Annotated in this window: 16 protein-coding genes; 10 read left to right on the plus strand and 6 right to left on the minus strand. The window is 58.3% G+C overall.

All coding sequences use genetic code 11. From position 1 onward, the window contains the following. Positions 1 to 161: 161 nt before the first annotated feature. Complete coding sequence (locus tag K3757_RS07895; protein WP_260000825.1) at positions 162 to 1,493, plus strand: DEAD/DEAH box helicase; 1,332 nt, start codon at positions 162 to 164, stop codon at positions 1,491 to 1,493. A gap of 77 nt (positions 1,494 to 1,570) precedes the next feature. Here K3757_RS07895 and K3757_RS07900 read toward each other — a convergent pair whose 3' ends face one another. Beyond that, on the minus strand, positions 1,571 to 2,440 hold the full coding sequence (locus K3757_RS07900) for a tellurite resistance TerB family protein (protein ID WP_260000827.1): 870 nt from the start codon (positions 2,438 to 2,440) through the stop codon (positions 1,571 to 1,573). 126 nt (positions 2,441 to 2,566) lie between these two features. Between K3757_RS07900 and K3757_RS07905 the strand changes: the two genes are divergently transcribed. Beyond that, on the plus strand, positions 2,567 to 3,454 hold the full coding sequence (locus K3757_RS07905; RefSeq protein ID WP_260000829.1) for a DMT family transporter: 888 nt from the start codon (positions 2,567 to 2,569) through the stop codon (positions 3,452 to 3,454). Here the strand turns inward: K3757_RS07905 and K3757_RS07910 are convergent. Genes K3757_RS07910 through K3757_RS07920 form a run of 3 tightly spaced genes read right to left on the minus strand, consistent with a single transcriptional unit; the run spans position 3,451 to position 6,260 of the window. Beyond that, a complete protein-coding gene (locus K3757_RS07910; RefSeq protein ID WP_260000831.1) occupies positions 3,451 to 4,860 on the minus strand; it encodes a YdiU family protein in 1,410 nt (469 codons plus the stop codon). The two genes, K3757_RS07905 and K3757_RS07910, sit on opposite strands and share 4 nt — an antisense overlap. A 12-nt stretch (positions 4,861 to 4,872) precedes the next feature. After that, a complete protein-coding gene (locus K3757_RS07915; RefSeq protein ID WP_260000832.1) occupies positions 4,873 to 5,322 on the minus strand; it encodes an N-acetyltransferase in 450 nt (149 codons plus the stop codon). Beyond that, positions 5,319 to 6,260: a nucleoside hydrolase gene (locus K3757_RS07920; protein WP_260000834.1), complete on the minus strand. Its 942-nt coding sequence runs from the start codon at positions 6,258 to 6,260 to the stop codon at positions 5,319 to 5,321. Before K3757_RS07920 ends, K3757_RS07915 begins: the two co-directional genes overlap by 4 nt. A gap of 93 nt (positions 6,261 to 6,353) precedes the next feature. Between K3757_RS07920 and K3757_RS07925 the strand changes: the two genes are divergently transcribed. Further along, positions 6,354 to 7,259 (plus strand): hypothetical protein, encoded by a 906-nt coding sequence (locus K3757_RS07925; protein WP_260000836.1) that lies wholly within the window; start codon positions 6,354 to 6,356, stop codon positions 7,257 to 7,259. Here K3757_RS07925 and mazG read toward each other — a convergent pair. Further along, a complete protein-coding gene (mazG, locus tag K3757_RS07930) occupies positions 7,256 to 8,089 on the minus strand; it encodes a nucleoside triphosphate pyrophosphohydrolase (protein ID WP_260000838.1) in 834 nt (277 codons plus the stop codon). The genes K3757_RS07925 and mazG overlap by 4 nt on opposite strands. Before the next feature lie 56 nt (positions 8,090 to 8,145). Here mazG and K3757_RS07935 point away from each other — a divergent pair, with 56 nt between their 5' ends. Genes K3757_RS07935 through K3757_RS07950 form a run of 4 tightly spaced genes read left to right on the plus strand, consistent with a single transcriptional unit; the run spans position 8,146 to position 11,692 of the window. Further along, the gene (locus K3757_RS07935; RefSeq protein WP_260000841.1) at positions 8,146 to 9,312 is read left to right on the plus strand and encodes a M20 aminoacylase family protein; all 1,167 of its coding nucleotides are present in this window, start codon (positions 8,146 to 8,148) and stop codon (positions 9,310 to 9,312) included. After that, a complete protein-coding gene (gene speB, locus K3757_RS07940) occupies positions 9,313 to 10,278 on the plus strand; it encodes an agmatinase (RefSeq protein WP_260000842.1) in 966 nt (321 codons plus the stop codon). It abuts the gene before it with no gap. Next, a complete protein-coding gene (gene speB / locus K3757_RS07945; protein ID WP_260000845.1) occupies positions 10,275 to 11,222 on the plus strand; it encodes an agmatinase in 948 nt (315 codons plus the stop codon). The genes speB (K3757_RS07940) and speB (K3757_RS07945) overlap by 4 nt, the downstream gene beginning before the upstream one ends. 50 nt (positions 11,223 to 11,272) lie before the next feature. After that, positions 11,273 to 11,692 carry a DUF1499 domain-containing protein gene (locus K3757_RS07950; RefSeq protein ID WP_260000847.1) on the plus strand — a complete coding sequence of 140 codons (420 nt, stop codon included), beginning with the start codon at positions 11,273 to 11,275 and terminating at the stop codon, positions 11,690 to 11,692. Here K3757_RS07950 and K3757_RS07955 read toward each other — a convergent pair. After that, positions 11,612 to 11,926, minus strand: coding sequence for a hypothetical protein (locus tag K3757_RS07955; RefSeq protein ID WP_260000849.1), 315 nt, complete (start codon positions 11,924 to 11,926; stop codon positions 11,612 to 11,614). The genes K3757_RS07950 and K3757_RS07955 overlap by 81 nt on opposite strands. 62 nt (positions 11,927 to 11,988) lie before the next feature. Between K3757_RS07955 and prfA the strand changes: the two genes are divergently transcribed. The 3 genes from prfA (at position 11,989) to K3757_RS07970 (ending at position 14,649) form a co-directional block, all read left to right on the plus strand. Beyond that, entirely contained in the window at positions 11,989 to 13,038 is a 1,050-nt protein-coding gene (prfA, locus tag K3757_RS07960) for a peptide chain release factor 1 (protein ID WP_260000851.1), read from the plus strand. Positions 13,039 to 13,055: 17 nt separating this feature from the next. Further along, positions 13,056 to 13,871 carry a peptide chain release factor N(5)-glutamine methyltransferase gene (gene prmC / locus K3757_RS07965; RefSeq protein WP_260001215.1) on the plus strand — a complete coding sequence of 272 codons (816 nt, stop codon included), beginning with the start codon at positions 13,056 to 13,058 and terminating at the stop codon, positions 13,869 to 13,871. Positions 13,872 to 14,058: 187 nt separating this feature from the next. After that, positions 14,059 to 14,649, plus strand: a complete 591-nt coding sequence (locus K3757_RS07970) for a DUF4167 domain-containing protein (RefSeq protein WP_260000853.1) — start codon at positions 14,059 to 14,061, stop codon at positions 14,647 to 14,649. The last annotated feature ends 72 nt before the right edge of the window (positions 14,650 to 14,721 follow it).

Raw genomic sequence — 14,721 nt, forward strand, 5'->3', positions numbered from 1 at the left:
TTGATCCGCATACGCAAGGTCGCCCTTTGTTCCCAAAATCACGCGTGGGGCAGACGCATCCGGACAGGGGCTGGGCATTTGGCCCGCACCTGTGATCCGGTCATGCGCACCACGATGATAAGCGCGCGGGCAGGGCCCGCAGCGCGGAAAAAGAGATATAGATGAGCGATTTCGACATGATGGACCTGCCAAAGACGCTGACAAAGCGGCTTGCGGCGATGGGTCTCAACGAGCCTACACCGATCCAGAAACAGGCGATCCCACACGGGTTGAATGGCCGTGATGTGATGGGTCTTGCCCAAACGGGTACTGGTAAAACAGCTGCATTTGGCATTCCGCTGATAGCACAGATGCTGCAAATGGAAGGGCGCCCGAACCCTAAGTCCGTGCGCGGTCTTGTGCTTGCCCCCACACGTGAGCTGGCCACCCAGATCAGCGTCAACCTGCGCAGCTTTTCCGAAGGCACTGCGATCAAGGTGGCGATGGTTGTTGGTGGACAGAACATCAACACGCAGATCAAACGCCTGCACCCGGGCGTAGACATTCTGGTGGCGACACCCGGCCGTCTGCTTGACCTGATGGACCGTCGCGCAGTGCGCTTGGACGAAGCGCGCTTTCTGGTGCTTGATGAGGCCGACCAGATGCTGGACATGGGCTTTATCCATGATCTGCGCAAGATTTCCCAAGTGCTCCCGAAAGAGCGCCAGACGTTCCTTTTCTCGGCGACCATGCCAAAGTTGATGAACGAGATTGCCAACAGCTATCTGCAAAGCCCGATCCGTATCGAAGTCTCGCCTCCGGGCAAGGCGGCGGACAAGGTGACACAAGAGGTGCACTTCATCGCTAAAGCAGAGAAAAAGAACCTGCTGGTAGAGCTGCTGTCCAAACATATGGACGAACGCGCGCTGGTTTTCGGCCGCACCAAGCATGGCTGTGAAAAGCTGATGAAGGATCTGGTCAAGGCGGGCTTTAACGCCGCCTCGATCCACGGCAACAAATCCCAAGGTCAGCGCGATCGCGCCATTGAGGCGTTCAAAAAGGGTGAAATCACCGTGCTTGTGGCCACCGATGTGGCGGCGCGCGGCCTTGATATCCCTGACGTGAAGCACGTTTATAACTATGAGCTGCCAAATGTGCCGGACAACTACGTTCACCGCATTGGCCGGACAGCACGTGCCGGCAAAGACGGCGCTGCGATCGCTTTTTGCGCACCCGATGAAATGGGTGAACTGATTGATATCCAGAAGACGATGGGCATCCGAATTCCGGTGGCTTCCGGCCGCGTGTGGGAAAGCCATGAAATCCCCGCCAAACCAAAGCAGCAGGGGCGCGGTGGACGCGGTCGTGGCGGCGGTGGCGGCGGGCGCCCGCAAGGTGGGGGTCGTCCTCAGGGGGCTGGTGGCGGCGGTGCCAAGCCTGCTGCAGGGGCAAAGCCCGGCGGCGCACGTCGTAGACGGCGCAGCGGTGGTGGTGGCGGCAGTTCTGCTGCTTGATAACACCATCTAGAATTGGAAAAGGCGCCCCAAGGGGCGCCTTTTTTGTTTTGCGTGAATGGTTTGCGCGCGTTGTCTTAGGTGTAAAGTGACGCGACACCGAGCTGTGCATGGATATCATTCACCTTAGCAGGCTGGAGACCGAACGCGCTGGCCAGCTTGTGCAGGTATTGCGCTTCGTCCTGTGTATCCAGATCAATGGCAACAACGCTCATCGCATAAACTTGCTGGCCCATGCCGTCAGGCGTGTTCGCAACCAGACCGTCGATGTCGATAGGTGCGCTCAACTGTGCCTGAACGAATGCGGCTTCTTCTGCGTCAACATCCCCCAACTGGCCCAGCAGCTTTTCCTTTTCTGCATCGTCGAACGTGCCATCTGATTTGGCGGCTTGAATCATTGCAGACAGCATCAGCGCGGCAGCGGCTTCCTGATCTTGAGACGGCTCGATTGGCGCCTCTGGTGTTTGGTCAAACTGTGAGTTCAGCACAGCGCCAAAGCTCTGGTCGTTTTGTGCAGGGGCCTTGGCCACAGCACCACCCAGACCGCCCAGCAGACCACCGGCACCTGCGGCCCCGGCCAGACCGCCCAGCAATCCGCCCAAACCACCCTGAGAGCCGGCACCGCCTTGCGCGCCGCCGAGGCTCTCGAGCAGGCCGCCCAAGCCGCCGCTACCTGTGCTGCCGCCTGCGGCACCGCCGCCCAAAAGGCCGCCCAGCATATCCTGCAAACCGCCCGCACCACCGGCACTACCACCTGTGAGGCCACCAAGCATGCCGCCCAAGCCGCCGGCACCACCAGCGCTGCCACCGGTCAGGCCACCCAGAAGTCCGCCCAGACCACCAGCTTGGCTTGTACTGCCACGCTGGCCGTTTTTCATCATGGCGCTTGCGCCTTTTGCAACAGCAACGCCTACGGCCACTTTCGCCAATGTTTTCATAAGGCTCATCTGTGAGACCTCCCTTCAGTGAATCATTCGTGTCTCACCCTTGCATATTTTCGGGGTGCGGTGTGCGGGGAAAAGACCGTAGCGGTACGCATTGACAATTCTTCGCCTGTCGGCGCTGTTGGCAGGATGCAACGTAAATCCCATATGGACGCCTTTGGCGCGGTGGCCCTGACAGCCTTTGCTGTGCATCTGGCATTCAATCAGGTGGTGATCAAAGTCACAGGTGGCGGGTTCAGCCCCGTATTCGCGGCTGGCGTGCGGTCGGCGGGTGCCGTTCTTGTTCTGTTACTATGGATGTACTTGCGCGGCGTCTCTTTTCGGATGCCGCGCTCTGTGCTGCCTTGGGCCATTTTGTCAGGCGTTTTATTCGCGATCGAATTCATATGCCTTTACACTGCACTGGACCTCACCACGGTGAGCCGGTCTTCTGTGATTTTCTATTCAATGCCGTTGTGGCTGGCATTGGCCAGTACTGTATTGCTGCCGGATGAGCAGCTCACGCGTCGTAAGGCATTGGGTTTGGTGCTGGCATTCGGCGGTGTCATTCTGGCGCTTTCGGACCGTACCGGCGGAGAGGTCAGCTGGACCGGCGATCTGCTGGCGTTGTTTTCAGCCCTTTGTTGGGGCGGGATTGCCCTGTTGGTGCGGGTGACGCCCCTGTCCGAGGTGCCGCCAGCGCAACAGTTGATCTCGCAAGTTCTTGTCTCTGCGCCCATTCTCTTGCTGCTGGCACCGCTGTTCGGGCCGCTTTTGCGGGATGTGCAAGCGATCCACTTGTGGGGGATGGCCTTTCAGATCATCGCAGTGGCAAGCCTTGGGTTTCTGGCGTGGTTCTGGCTGATGAAGCAATATCCGGCCAATTCGGTGGCATCGTTCAGCTTTATCTCGCCTGTGGCATCTGTCTTGATGGGGTGGTTGCTGCTGGGTGAGCAGGTCGCGCCCTCAATCTGGGGCGCGCTTTTCTTGGTTGCCGTTGGCATCACCCTGATCAATCGCCGTCCGCGCGCTGCTTAGGTCCCGCAAAAAGTTGCCGGTACAATTTCCGACAGCGCCGGAGGCGTGGCTAAATCCAGATCGGTCAGTGTGTAGGGCGTGGCAAGTGCCGTCATCAACCGTTCGAACGGGGCCAGATCGCCTGTCACGGCTGCTTTAATCATCTGCTCCATCCGGTGATTGCGCGGGATCACGGCAGGGTTGGCCGCGTTCATGACTGCTTGCGGATCATGCTCTGCGCTGATGCGTGCGACATGCTGATGAGACCATGCCTGAAAGGCAGCGCGGTCGGTGAACTGGTCCTGCGCGCTATCGCCCGACAGGGCGCGGAAGGTGTTGGTGAAATCAGCCCCGTCTTTTTGCATAAGATCCAGCAAGGACTGGATCAGCTCGGCATCTTCGGGGTTGGGCGTCGCTATCCCGATCTTGGCTGCGAAGCGTTTCAACCACGCTTCCTCGATTTGCTCTGGCATAGCGTGGATAATCGCTGTGGCTTCCTCAAGCGCTGCATCCTTGTCCTCGAACAACTGTATCAACGCGGTTGCAAGCTGAGCCATGTTGAACATCAGCATGTTGGGCTGGTTGCCGTAGGCATAGCGGGCCTGCCGGTCAATCGACGAAAACACGCGGCCCATGTGGAATTCATCCATGAACGCACAGGGGCCGTAATCAATCGTTTCGCCTGCGATGCTGCAATTGTCAGTGTTCATGACCCCGTGGATGAATCCCACCGACATCCATGCCGCCACCAGTTCCGCCTGTTTGGCACAGACATGGCGAAGCAGGTCCATCGGCCCTGACGCCTGCGGATAATGGCGGGCGATGGCGTAATCTGTCAAAGTTTGTAGCTCGGCCGTCTGGCCGCGATGGGCAAACACCTCGAAGGTGCCAACCCTTAGGTGGCTAGAGGCGACACGGGTAAGCACGGCACCGGGCAACATGCCTTCTTCACGCAGGATATCCTCGCCTGTGGCAACGGCAGCCAATGCACGGGTGGTGGGGATGCCAAGTGCGTGCATCGCCTCTGAAATCACGTATTCACGCAGCACCGGCCCCAACCAAGCGCGGCCGTCTCCGCCGCGTGAATAGGGCGTGCGGCCTGAACCCTTTAGTTGAATATCACGGCGCAAGTTATTGGTATCTAAAACTTCTCCAAGAAGGATCGCCCGACCATCGCCCAGCTGCTGGTTATAGTTTCCGAATTGATGCCCTGCATAAAGCTGGGCCAGCGGTTCCGCGCCCTGGGGTACAGAGTTACCGCTGAATGCTTGCGTGACTTCAGCGATATCATCTATCTCTATTCTTAAGAGCTTTGCCAAATCCCTGTTAAATGCCAAAAGCTTGGGAGCCTTAACAGATGTCGGTGACAGCTTTGTATAGAAGGCATCGGGGAGGGAAGCATAGCTGTTGTCGAAAGGAATGTGCATGGCGTGGCTTTCTCAAAGGCGTTTGGACATGAACATATAGTTCTCGCGCGGCGAAAATCCCGCGCGGCGATAAAGTTTCAATGCCGCGGCGTTGTCTTTATCAACTTCCAGGTGGATTGCGCGCAGGCCTGCACCCGCCAATGCGCGCGGCAGGGCGATCAGCGCCTCGGAGGCAATCCCGCGTCCACGCACACCGGACCGGATATACAGTTCGTCCACAATGCCATCCAGACCGCCGAATTCGACAGACCAGCCAAAGGTAATGACGATGTAGCCAATAGGCGCACGGGGCGGGCCTATCAGATAGGCGCAGCCATGCGGAACGCCTGAAAGCAGTGGGAGAACACCTGCCTTGCGCGACTCTTCTGTCGATTTTATGCCAGCTTCTTGATGGAACGCAGCCACCAATGGCAGGACCTTGTCCAGATGATCAGGGCCAGCGAGGGTCAGCGCCGCGCTCACAGGCGGGCCAACCTTTCGGTCAGCAGGGTGAAAAAACCGTCAGCGTCTAGATCGCCCATAAAGGTTGCGTTGGGCTCGCGGCCTGAAACGCGCCACCAATCGGCCACGGTCATCCCCATCGTTAGTTCCGAAGTCGTTTCGACCTCGACGTTGATATGCCGACCTTTGAAAAGATCGGGCTGGATCATGTAGGCCGTCACGCAAGGGTCATGCAGCGGGGCACCGGTGGACCCGTATTTCTCCTTGTCGAAACGTTCAAAGAAATCGGTCATCTCGGCCACCGCGACACCCACAGGCGTGCCAAGCGCGCGGAAGGCATCGTTGCGCGATTGCGTGACCAGCGCCTTATGTGTCACATCCAGCGGCATCACAACAATAGGTGCGCCACATTTGAACACAATATCAGCAGCTTGTGGGTCAACGTAGATGTTAAATTCAGCAGCGGGTGTAATGTTGCCCCCTTCAAAATAGCCACCACCCATCAGCACGATCTTGGCTATGCGCGTGGCAATGTCGGGCGCTTTTTGCAGCGCGGTCGCAATGTTGGTCAGTGGACCAAGCGGGCACAGGGTTACGGTGCCAGGCGCATAAGTGCGCAGCTGGTCAATGATGAAGTCCACAGCGTGACCTTCGGCCAAGGGCATGGTTGGATCTGGTAGCGTGGGGCCATCAAGGCCGGTTTTGCCGTGCACATGCTCGGCGGTGACCAGTTCGCGCCCCAATGGGCGGTCGCAGCCTTCATAGATGGCGACATCCGTGCGGCCGGCCAATTCACACACAATCCGTGCGTTTTTGGAGGTCAGATCAAGAGGCACATTGCCTGCAACGCAAGTAATACCCAGAAGGTCGATCTCTTCAGGGCTAGCGAGCGCCAGTAGAATCGCCACGGCGTCGTCCTGTCCGGGGTCTGTATCAATGATAATTTTGCGCGGTGGCATGGGGATATTCCTTGGAGCGGTGTTTTGCGCACACTCGCAAGGCGCAAGCGGCTTGTCCAGCGGTGAGCAGACGCTTGCGCAAGGGGGCGCTGATTGGATAAGCCTGTCAGCATGAAGCAAGGTAAGCCCCTCTACGTGCATCTTGGCGCGCACCGCACTGGCACATCGTCCTTTCAGATGATGCTGGCAGAGAACCGGGATCTACTGGCACACGCGGGCTACGACATTGCCTATCCGGGCCGTGATGATATCCCGCAGGGCGATTTGCGGCTTAAGCTCCCTGATCCACGGAATCTGGGGCAGTGGGAGACGAAGTTTTTGCCAAGCGCCACGGCAGAGCTGCAACGATTTTCCTCTACAGACAGCCATGCGATGATCTTGTCTGAGGAGAACATTCCCGGCCGGATGATCCACTTTCCGGCAGGGCAGTTCTATCCGGCTGCAGAAGTGCGTCTGCAAACGCTGGCAGCTGCGGCTCAGGCACCGGTCTTGCGCGCGGTGCTGGTGGTGCGCGAATATACCGGGCTTTATGTCTCAGCCTACCGGAAACGCGCCGAAGATAACAAATCGCCCCCGTTTGCGGAGGGGCGTCACAATATGTTGCACATGGACCGCGGCTGGCCCGATCTGGTACGGCTGATCTTCAAACACCTCAAAGTGCAGGAACTTGTGGTGATTGATTACGGCAAACGCGGGCGGAGCGTCGATATTTTGGGGATGCTGGTGCCAGAACTGGCGACCGTCCCGCTGCGTGAACCTGCGCGGCGGATGAACCATTCTGCCACGGATGCTGCGCTTGTTGCGTTGCAGGAGCGGTATCACAGCGGCGAAAAGCTGGAGCGTGATGCGTGGCAGCAGATTATCGCAGAGCACCGCCATGACAAGGAATCGCGCGGCGTGTCGGAATTCACCAAGCGGCAGACGCGGATCCTTGAGGGGCGCTATGCCGAGCATCTTGAAGAGATCGCTGCGATGCCGGCGGTGCTGATGCTACGTTAGGATTTGACGGCTTTTTCGTCGATCTTGACGGCGTCCCAAAGCGCGTCCATCTCAGCCAGATCGCTCTCTTTCGGCGTTTTTCCTAATTCCCGCAGCTTTGCCTCAACGCCTTCAAAGCGGCGGGTGAACTTGGCGTTGGCAGCGCGCAGGGCGGCTTCGGGTTCAATCCCCAGATGACGGCCCAGATTGGCCATAACAAACATCAGATCGCCGAATTCCTCAAACTGCTCTTCGGGTGACAGCTCATCGCGGGCCTCGACAAGCTCGGCGGCTTCTTCGCTAATCTTGGCGATCACATCGCCGGTGTCGGGCCAGTCAAATCCAACACGTGCTGCTCGCTTTTGCAGTTTATGCGCCCGTAGCAGGGCTGGCAGGGCGACTGCCACGCCATCCAGCGCCCCTTTTTGTGCCTTGCCAGCACGCTCTGCCGCTTTGATCGCTTCCCAGTCGGCAGTTTGCTGTTCAGCCGACTTTTCGCGGCGTTCGTCCCCGAAAACATGCGGATGGCGCGCGACCATCTTGTTAGAAATGTTGCGCACAACCGATTGAAAGGAAAACAGGCCGCGTTCTTCGCCCATTGCGGTGTGATAGACTGATTGCAGCAGCAGATCGCCCAATTCTCCCTCAAGTTCGGCCCAATCGCGCCGCTCGATCGCGTCGGCGACCTCATAGGCTTCCTCAATTGTGTAGGGCGCAATGGTATCGAAATCCTGCTCGATGTCCCATGGGCAGCCCGTCTTGGGGTCACGCAAGCGGCGCATGATTTCAAGAAGGCGTTCAATGCCTGCGTTTTCGTCATTTATCAGGTCATTATTCGGCTCTGGGGGCATTGCGGGTCCTCTCTGCGTGGTGTCAGATAAGGACAACCATAGACAGGAGTCCACCCATGCCGATCATCAACCGGATTGCCGATTTCGCAGAAGACATGACCGCATGGCGGCAGCATCTGCACACGATCCCCGAGCTCAGCTTTGACTGTCCCAAAACAGCGGCATTTATCAAAGAGCGTTTGCAGGAATTCGGTGTGGATGAAATCCACGAGGGCATCGCCCAGACCGGGATCGTCGCGATCATCAATGGTACAGGCGCTGGCCGGACGGTTGGTCTGCGCGCTGACTTTGATGCGCTGCCCATCGACGAACAGACAGGGGTTGAATATGCCTCTACCCATCCGGGCAAGATGCACGCCTGCGGACACGACGGCCATACGACAATGCTGCTGGGGGCCGCGCGCTACCTGGCTGAGACACGCAATTTTGCGGGCCGCGTCGCATTGATCTTTCAACCGGCCGAGGAAGAGGGCGGCGGCGCGCAGGTGATGTGTCAGGAAGGGATGATGGATCGTTTCGACATCGCCGAAGTTTATGGCATCCATAATATTCCGGGGCAGGAATTCGGTGCGTTTTACACCACGCCCGGGCCGATCATGGCGGCAGTGGACAGCTTTACCATTCAGATCAAGGGCCGTGGTGGCCATGGCGCGATGCCACACGAGACTGCCGATCCGGTGGTTGCCGCCTGTGGCATTGTGCAGGCGATCCAGACAATCGTCAGCCGCAACACACATTCAGCGCAGGAAAAAGTGATCTCTGTCACGCAAATCCACACTGGCAGTGCCAGTAACATCATCCCCGATAGCGCGATGATCAACGGCACCGTACGCACGTTTGACAAGGAAACACAGGATATCATCCACCGTCGCCTGAAAGAGATCGTGGCCGGACAGGCAGCAAGCTATGGCGTGGAGGCGGAGCTGGACTATGAAACCGGCTATCCCGCCACGCTGAATGCGCCCGACCAAACAGAATTTGCCGCCTCCGTTGCGCGCGCTGTGGTGGGGGACGCCAAGGTGGATGCGAATTTCGCCAAAGTCGCCGGCGCCGAGGATTTCTCTTACATGCTGGAAGAGCGTCCGGGGGCCTATCTGTTCCTTGGTGCGGGTGAGGGCGCAGGGCTGCATCATCCCAAATACAATTTCAACGATGAGGTCGCTCCGATCGGGGCGTCCTTCTTTGTGCAGCTGGTCGAACAGATGCAGCCGGGAGTAAAGTGAATGGCGCTGGAGGATGCGAAAACTCAGGTAGATCAGGCTTTTACACGCGATGATCTGAAGGGACCAAGCTTTGAGAACGCCTTTGGCGGCGCAACTTCCTTCTTGCGCCGACGCTATACAAAGGATCTGAGCGGCGTGGATATAGCGATCACGGGCGTGCCGTTCGATCAGGCTGTGACCAACCGTACAGGCACGCGGTTGGGGCCGCGCGCGATACGCGAGGCCAGCAGCTTGCAGCCCTACGATCCGCCCTATGGCTGGGACTTTGACGTGCTAAGCGAGCGGGCCATTGTCGACTATGGCGATCTTGCCTTTGACTATGCGCGGGTGTCTGAGTTTCCGGCGACTCTGACGCGCCATATCAAAGGGATACTAGACGCCGGTGTCGCCAGCGTCGCGTTGGGCGGGGATCACTATATCAGCTTCCCGATCCTCAGGGCCTATGCCGAGAAATTCGGCCCGATGAGTCTGCTGCATTTTGATGCCCATAGCGATACATGGGCCGATGACGATATGGAACGCATCGACCACGGCACGATGTTCTACAAGGCAATCAAGCTGGGCTATGTGGACCCTGCGACCTCTGTTCAGGTGGGTATCCGGACCTATAACGAAGACACGATGGGTGTGACCACGATTGACGCGCGTGAAGTGCACGAGCGCGGGACAGCGGCTGCTGTCGAAAAGATCAAGGGCGTGTTGGGTGACAATCCGGTCTATCTGACCTTCGATATCGATGCGCTTGATCCGGCTTTCGCGCCGGGCACGGGAACGCCTGTTTGGGGTGGGCTGACCAGCTGGCAAGCAGCGGCAATGCTGCGCGATCTGGCGGGCATTAATATTCGTGGCGGTGACATCGTTGAGGTATCTCCGCCGTTTGACACGACAGGTGCCACCGCCATAGCAGGCGCACATGTGGCAACGGAAATATGCTGCCTTCTGGGCGCGAGGATGCGTAAATCATGAGCTCAAAGAACCAACCAATAGGCGGCAATGAACTGGCGCGGTTTTCGGGCCCCAACACCTTTATGCGGCTGCCTTCGGTCAATGATCTGAAGGGGCTGGATGTGGCGGTACTGGGTATCCCGATGGACATCGGCACATCATGGCGGTCTGGCACGCGGTTCGGCCCGAAACAAATTCGCGCCGAAAGCGCGATGTTGCGGCCCTACAACCTTGCCACGGGGGCGGCACCTTTTGACAGTTTGCAGGTTGCTGACATCGGTGATTTGGGGATCAACACGTTCTCCTTGAGTAAAAGTTTGCAAATTATTCAAGATAGTTACGATCAGATTCTCATGTCTGATGCGATGCCTGTTGCGATGGGCGGTGACCATTCCATTACCCTGCCGATCCTGCGCGCAATCGCCAAGCGCCACGGGCCGGTTGCGCTGATCCATGTCGATGCCCATGCAGATGTCAACGACGAGATGTTCGGCGAAAAAGAAACCCACGGAACGGTTTTCCGCCGCGCCTACGAAGAAGGACTGATCCGCCCTGAGAAAACCTATCAGATCGGCATCCGCGGCACTGGCTATGACAGCACGGATTTCTCCGAAGCCGTTGGGTGGGGGTTCCAGCAATGGCCCGCAGAAGAGCTATGGCACCGCAGTCTGGCGCAACTGTCCGGCGAAATACGCCGCGACATCGGCGAAACGCCTACTTATGTCACTTACGACATCGACAGCCTTGATCCGGCCTATGCGCCCGGCACCGGCACGCCAGAGATTGGCGGCCTGACCACGCCGCAGGCATTGGAACTGATCCGCGGCCTCAAAGGTCTTAATATCGTCGGTTGTGATCTGGTAGAAGTATCGCCGCCCTATGATACGTCAGGTAACACGGCGTTGACGGCAGCGAATTTGCTGTATGAGATGTTGTGTGTGCTGCCCGGAGTTGCATACAGGTAAAGATGTCCGCAGGTAGGATAGTCATTGGAATTTTTAAAAAGGTGCGCAGGATGATTTGGGTGATTTTGCTTTTGGCTATTGTGGCGGGGCTCGCGTTTATTCGCTTGACCCCTTCGGATGCTTCACGCTGGCACCGCCCCATTGGCGAAGCCGAGAACACGGATGGCGAAGGTTGGTCCGCGCGGGTGGTGCCATCCACGCCCGGTCTATTGTCTGATCTGCATCAGGGTATGCTTGCGCTTCCCCGCACAGAGCTTTTGGCCGGCAGTGTCGGCGAGGGCCGCCTGACGTACATAACACGCTCTAAAATGATGGGGTTTCCCGATTACACAACGATCGAACAGGACGGCAACCAGATCAAGCTTTATGCCCGTCTTCGGTTCGGGAAATCAGACCTTGGGGTGAATGGCAAACGTCTGGACGGGCTGTTGCAGCGTGTCCGCGCCAAACGGGGTGAGGAGGGGGCCTAACCCCGAGCTTGCGCAGCCTTCCTGCGTTTCGCGCCACATCGGCACGTTCAGTGACATTTGGCACTGTGCCATAAACATACGTCCGTCGACCTGTAAGCAAATCGTTTCGCCCAGCTCTATGCGGGCGCCGTCACTGTCGGTGCAATAGCAATCAATCGTGCGGCCCTGCGGCGTAAGGATATCGCCATGGGCGGCAAACGGGGTGAGCGCAAAGATAAGGGCAAAGCGGATCATGAGCCCAATATAGCATAGCGCAGCCCTTGACCAAAGCGGTTTGATCGGTCACTTCCAACTCCATGATACCCATGGACCGCCTTGCCCAGATTACAGCCCGTTTCGAATACCTCGAAGCGGCGATGTCCACTGCGGGCGGAGATATTTCCAAGCTGGCCAAAGAGTATAGCGATTTGCGCCCGGTGGTGGAAGAGATCGCTGATTACCGCACAATGCTCGAAAATCTCGAAGGTGCCCGCGAGATGTTGGGCGATCCCGATATGAAAGAATTGGCCCGCGAAGAGATAGCAGAGATCGAGCAGGCTTTGCCCGCCGCAGAAGCAAAGCTGCAATTGGCGCTTTTGCCCAAGGATGCAGCCGATGCGCGGCCGGCGATGTTGGAAATCCGTCCAGGCACAGGCGGCGACGAGGCTGCGTTGTTTGCCGGTGACCTGCTGCGCATGTACCACCGCTATGCCGAGGCGCGCGGCTGGAAGCTTGAGATCATCGAACAACAGACCACTGAACTTGGCGGCATCAAGGAAGTCGTGGCGCATATCACCGGCGAAAACGTCTTTGCCCGCCTGAAATACGAAAGCGGCGTGCACCGTGTGCAGCGCGTGCCCAGCACCGAGAGCCAAGGCCGCGTGCATACATCCGCCGCGACAGTCGCGGTTTTGCCAGAGGCCGAGGATGTCGATATCCAGATCGCGCCCAATGACATCCGCATTGATACCTACCGCAGTTCGGGCGCGGGTGGGCAGCACGTCAATACCACGGATTCCGCCGTGCGTATCACCCACATTCCCACTGGCATTGTCGTCACCAGCTCAGAGAAATCCCAGCACCGCAACCGCGAGATCGCGATGCAAGTGCTAAAGACGCGGCTCTATGATGCAGAACGGCAGCGGATAGATAGCGAACGCTCCGACAGTCGCGCGGCGCAAGTAGGCAGCGGTGACCGTTCAGAACGGATCAGAACCTACAACTTTCCGCAGGGGCGGATGACGGATCACCGCATCAACCTGACGCTATATAAACTAGATACCGTGATGCAGGGCGATCTGGACGAAATCGTGGATGCGCTGACAGCGGATGCGCAGGCCAAAATGCTGGCGGAGATGGGGCAGTGACCACAGCTGCTGTGGCAATGGCCACAGCCACGGCGCGGCTGCGGGCGGCTGGTGTGCCTGATCCCGCGCGCGATGCGCGGCTGCTGTTGGCCCACGCTGCATCGGTGGATGCCACGCGAATTACGCTGATTGCCCCCGAAGAAATCGCGCCTGAAATATCTGAGCGCTATGAGCAGCTCATTTCTTTGCGTGTTGTGCGTGTGCCGGTATCCCACCTGATAGGAGAGCGGGCCTTTTACGGGCGCCGCTTCAAGATCAGCCGCGAGGTGCTGGACCCGCGCCCCGAAACCGAAAGCTTGATCGAGGCGGCCTTGGCGGCCCCGTTTGAGCGGGTGTTGGACCTTGGTACAGGATCGGGCTGTATTCTTGTTACGCTGCTTGCCGAACGGCAAACCGCCACAGGGGTCGGCGTTGATCTGTCAGAAAATGCCTGCCTTCAGGCCAGTGCCAATGCTGTGTTGCACGGTGTTGCCGGTCGCGCCGAGGTCCTGCAATCGGATTGGTTTTCCGCAGTTGAGGGGCGCTACGATCTGATCGTTAGCAATCCACCATACCTTGCACAGGCAGAGATGCGCGATATCGCTCCTGAACTTGCGCTCTATGAACCGGCGATGGCCCTGACGGATGGCGCGGACGGGCTGAGCGTTTACCGCCTGATCGCCGAGCGCGCGCAGGGATATTTAACCTCTCAGGGCCGGGTTATGGTGGAAATTGGCTGGCTACAGGGGGCCGACGTGAAGGCAATCTTTATCGCGGCAGGTTGGGCCGATGTGGTGATTCTTCCTGATCTGGATGGGCGGGACCGTGTTGTTTGCGCCCAAAACCCTGCATAGTACCGTATTTGGTGCTTTTTCACTCTTGCTCCTAGGGGCCAGAGAAGGGTATGGGTTGATTGTTGCAGCGGTGAATGCTCCTTGCAGTCCCGCGCGGCGTTAAGCCCAACATCTCTCCGTACCGACAGGGTGCGCTTTGCGCGCCAACGGTTTGACCGAATAACAGCACCAAAGGCTGACTTCCCCTATGAAACCTCAAAGATCGCGCTCGCGTAACAACAAGAACCGCAACCGGAACTCCGGGAATCAGGGTGGCAACGTAGTCAACCGTGTGTTCGACAGTTCTGGCCCCGAGGGGAAAGTGCGCGGCACTCCCAGTCAGGTGATCGAGAAATATAACCAGTTGGCCCGCGATGCGCAGCTTAGCAACGACCGCGTTGCGATGGAAAACTTCCAGCAGCACGCAGAGCATTACCTGCGACTGTTGAGCGAGGCGCAGAAAGAAGCTGACGCCAAACGCGAAGAGCAGGAACGCCAGAACCGCGAACGCCAAGCAGAGCGCGACCGCGAACGTCAGGAACGTGAAGCGGCTCAGCAACAGCAACAACAGCAGCAACAACACCAGCAGCCTACCGAAACAGACCCTTCGGAGCAGCAGCAACCTCAAGCCCCCCAGCATGAGACCGAAGAGGCCAGTAATCTGGTGGACACGCCAGAAACCAAGCCTGAGCCAAAGCCAAAGACACGCCGCGCCCCCCGGCGTAAACCAAAGCCCAAAGAGGAGGCTACAGAAGCCCCGAAGGGTGATAGCGGTGATCAGCCCGAAGTGGCAGAATAATTTGAAAGGCCTCGCAAAAGCGGGGCCTTTTCCAATCGTGGGGGCGGGCTTAGCTCTGCGTTTTGACTGCCA

Source organism: Sulfitobacter sp. S223, from assembly GCF_025143825.1.
GTDB lineage: Bacteria > Pseudomonadota > Alphaproteobacteria > Rhodobacterales > Rhodobacteraceae > Sulfitobacter.

Excerpts from the sequence above, each read along its gene's own strand:
- prfA (WP_260000851.1), top strand. The coding sequence starts at position 11,989 with ATGATACCCATGGACCGCCTTGCCCAGATTACAGCCCGTTTCGAATAC.
- speB (WP_260000845.1), top strand. The coding sequence starts at position 10,275 with ATGAGCTCAAAGAACCAACCAATAGGCGGCAATGAACTGGCGCGGTTT.
- K3757_RS07905 (WP_260000829.1), top strand. The coding sequence starts at position 2,567 with ATGCAACGTAAATCCCATATGGACGCCTTTGGCGCGGTGGCCCTGACA.
- K3757_RS07895 (WP_260000825.1), top strand. The coding sequence starts at position 162 with ATGAGCGATTTCGACATGATGGACCTGCCAAAGACGCTGACAAAGCGG.
- speB (WP_260000842.1), top strand. The coding sequence starts at position 9,313 with ATGGCGCTGGAGGATGCGAAAACTCAGGTAGATCAGGCTTTTACACGC.
- K3757_RS07920 (WP_260000834.1), bottom strand. The coding sequence starts at position 6,260 with ATGCCACCGCGCAAAATTATCATTGATACAGACCCCGGACAGGACGAC.
- K3757_RS07935 (WP_260000841.1), top strand. The coding sequence starts at position 8,146 with ATGCCGATCATCAACCGGATTGCCGATTTCGCAGAAGACATGACCGCA.
- K3757_RS07910 (WP_260000831.1), bottom strand. The coding sequence starts at position 4,860 with ATGCACATTCCTTTCGACAACAGCTATGCTTCCCTCCCCGATGCCTTC.
- K3757_RS07900 (WP_260000827.1), bottom strand. The coding sequence starts at position 2,440 with ATGAGCCTTATGAAAACATTGGCGAAAGTGGCCGTAGGCGTTGCTGTT.
- K3757_RS07955 (WP_260000849.1), bottom strand. The coding sequence starts at position 11,926 with ATGATCCGCTTTGCCCTTATCTTTGCGCTCACCCCGTTTGCCGCCCAT.
- prmC (WP_260001215.1), top strand. The coding sequence starts at position 13,056 with ATGGCCACAGCCACGGCGCGGCTGCGGGCGGCTGGTGTGCCTGATCCC.
- K3757_RS07950 (WP_260000847.1), top strand. The coding sequence starts at position 11,273 with ATGATTTGGGTGATTTTGCTTTTGGCTATTGTGGCGGGGCTCGCGTTT.
- K3757_RS07970 (WP_260000853.1), top strand. The coding sequence starts at position 14,059 with ATGAAACCTCAAAGATCGCGCTCGCGTAACAACAAGAACCGCAACCGG.
- mazG (WP_260000838.1), bottom strand. The coding sequence starts at position 8,089 with ATGCCCCCAGAGCCGAATAATGACCTGATAAATGACGAAAACGCAGGC.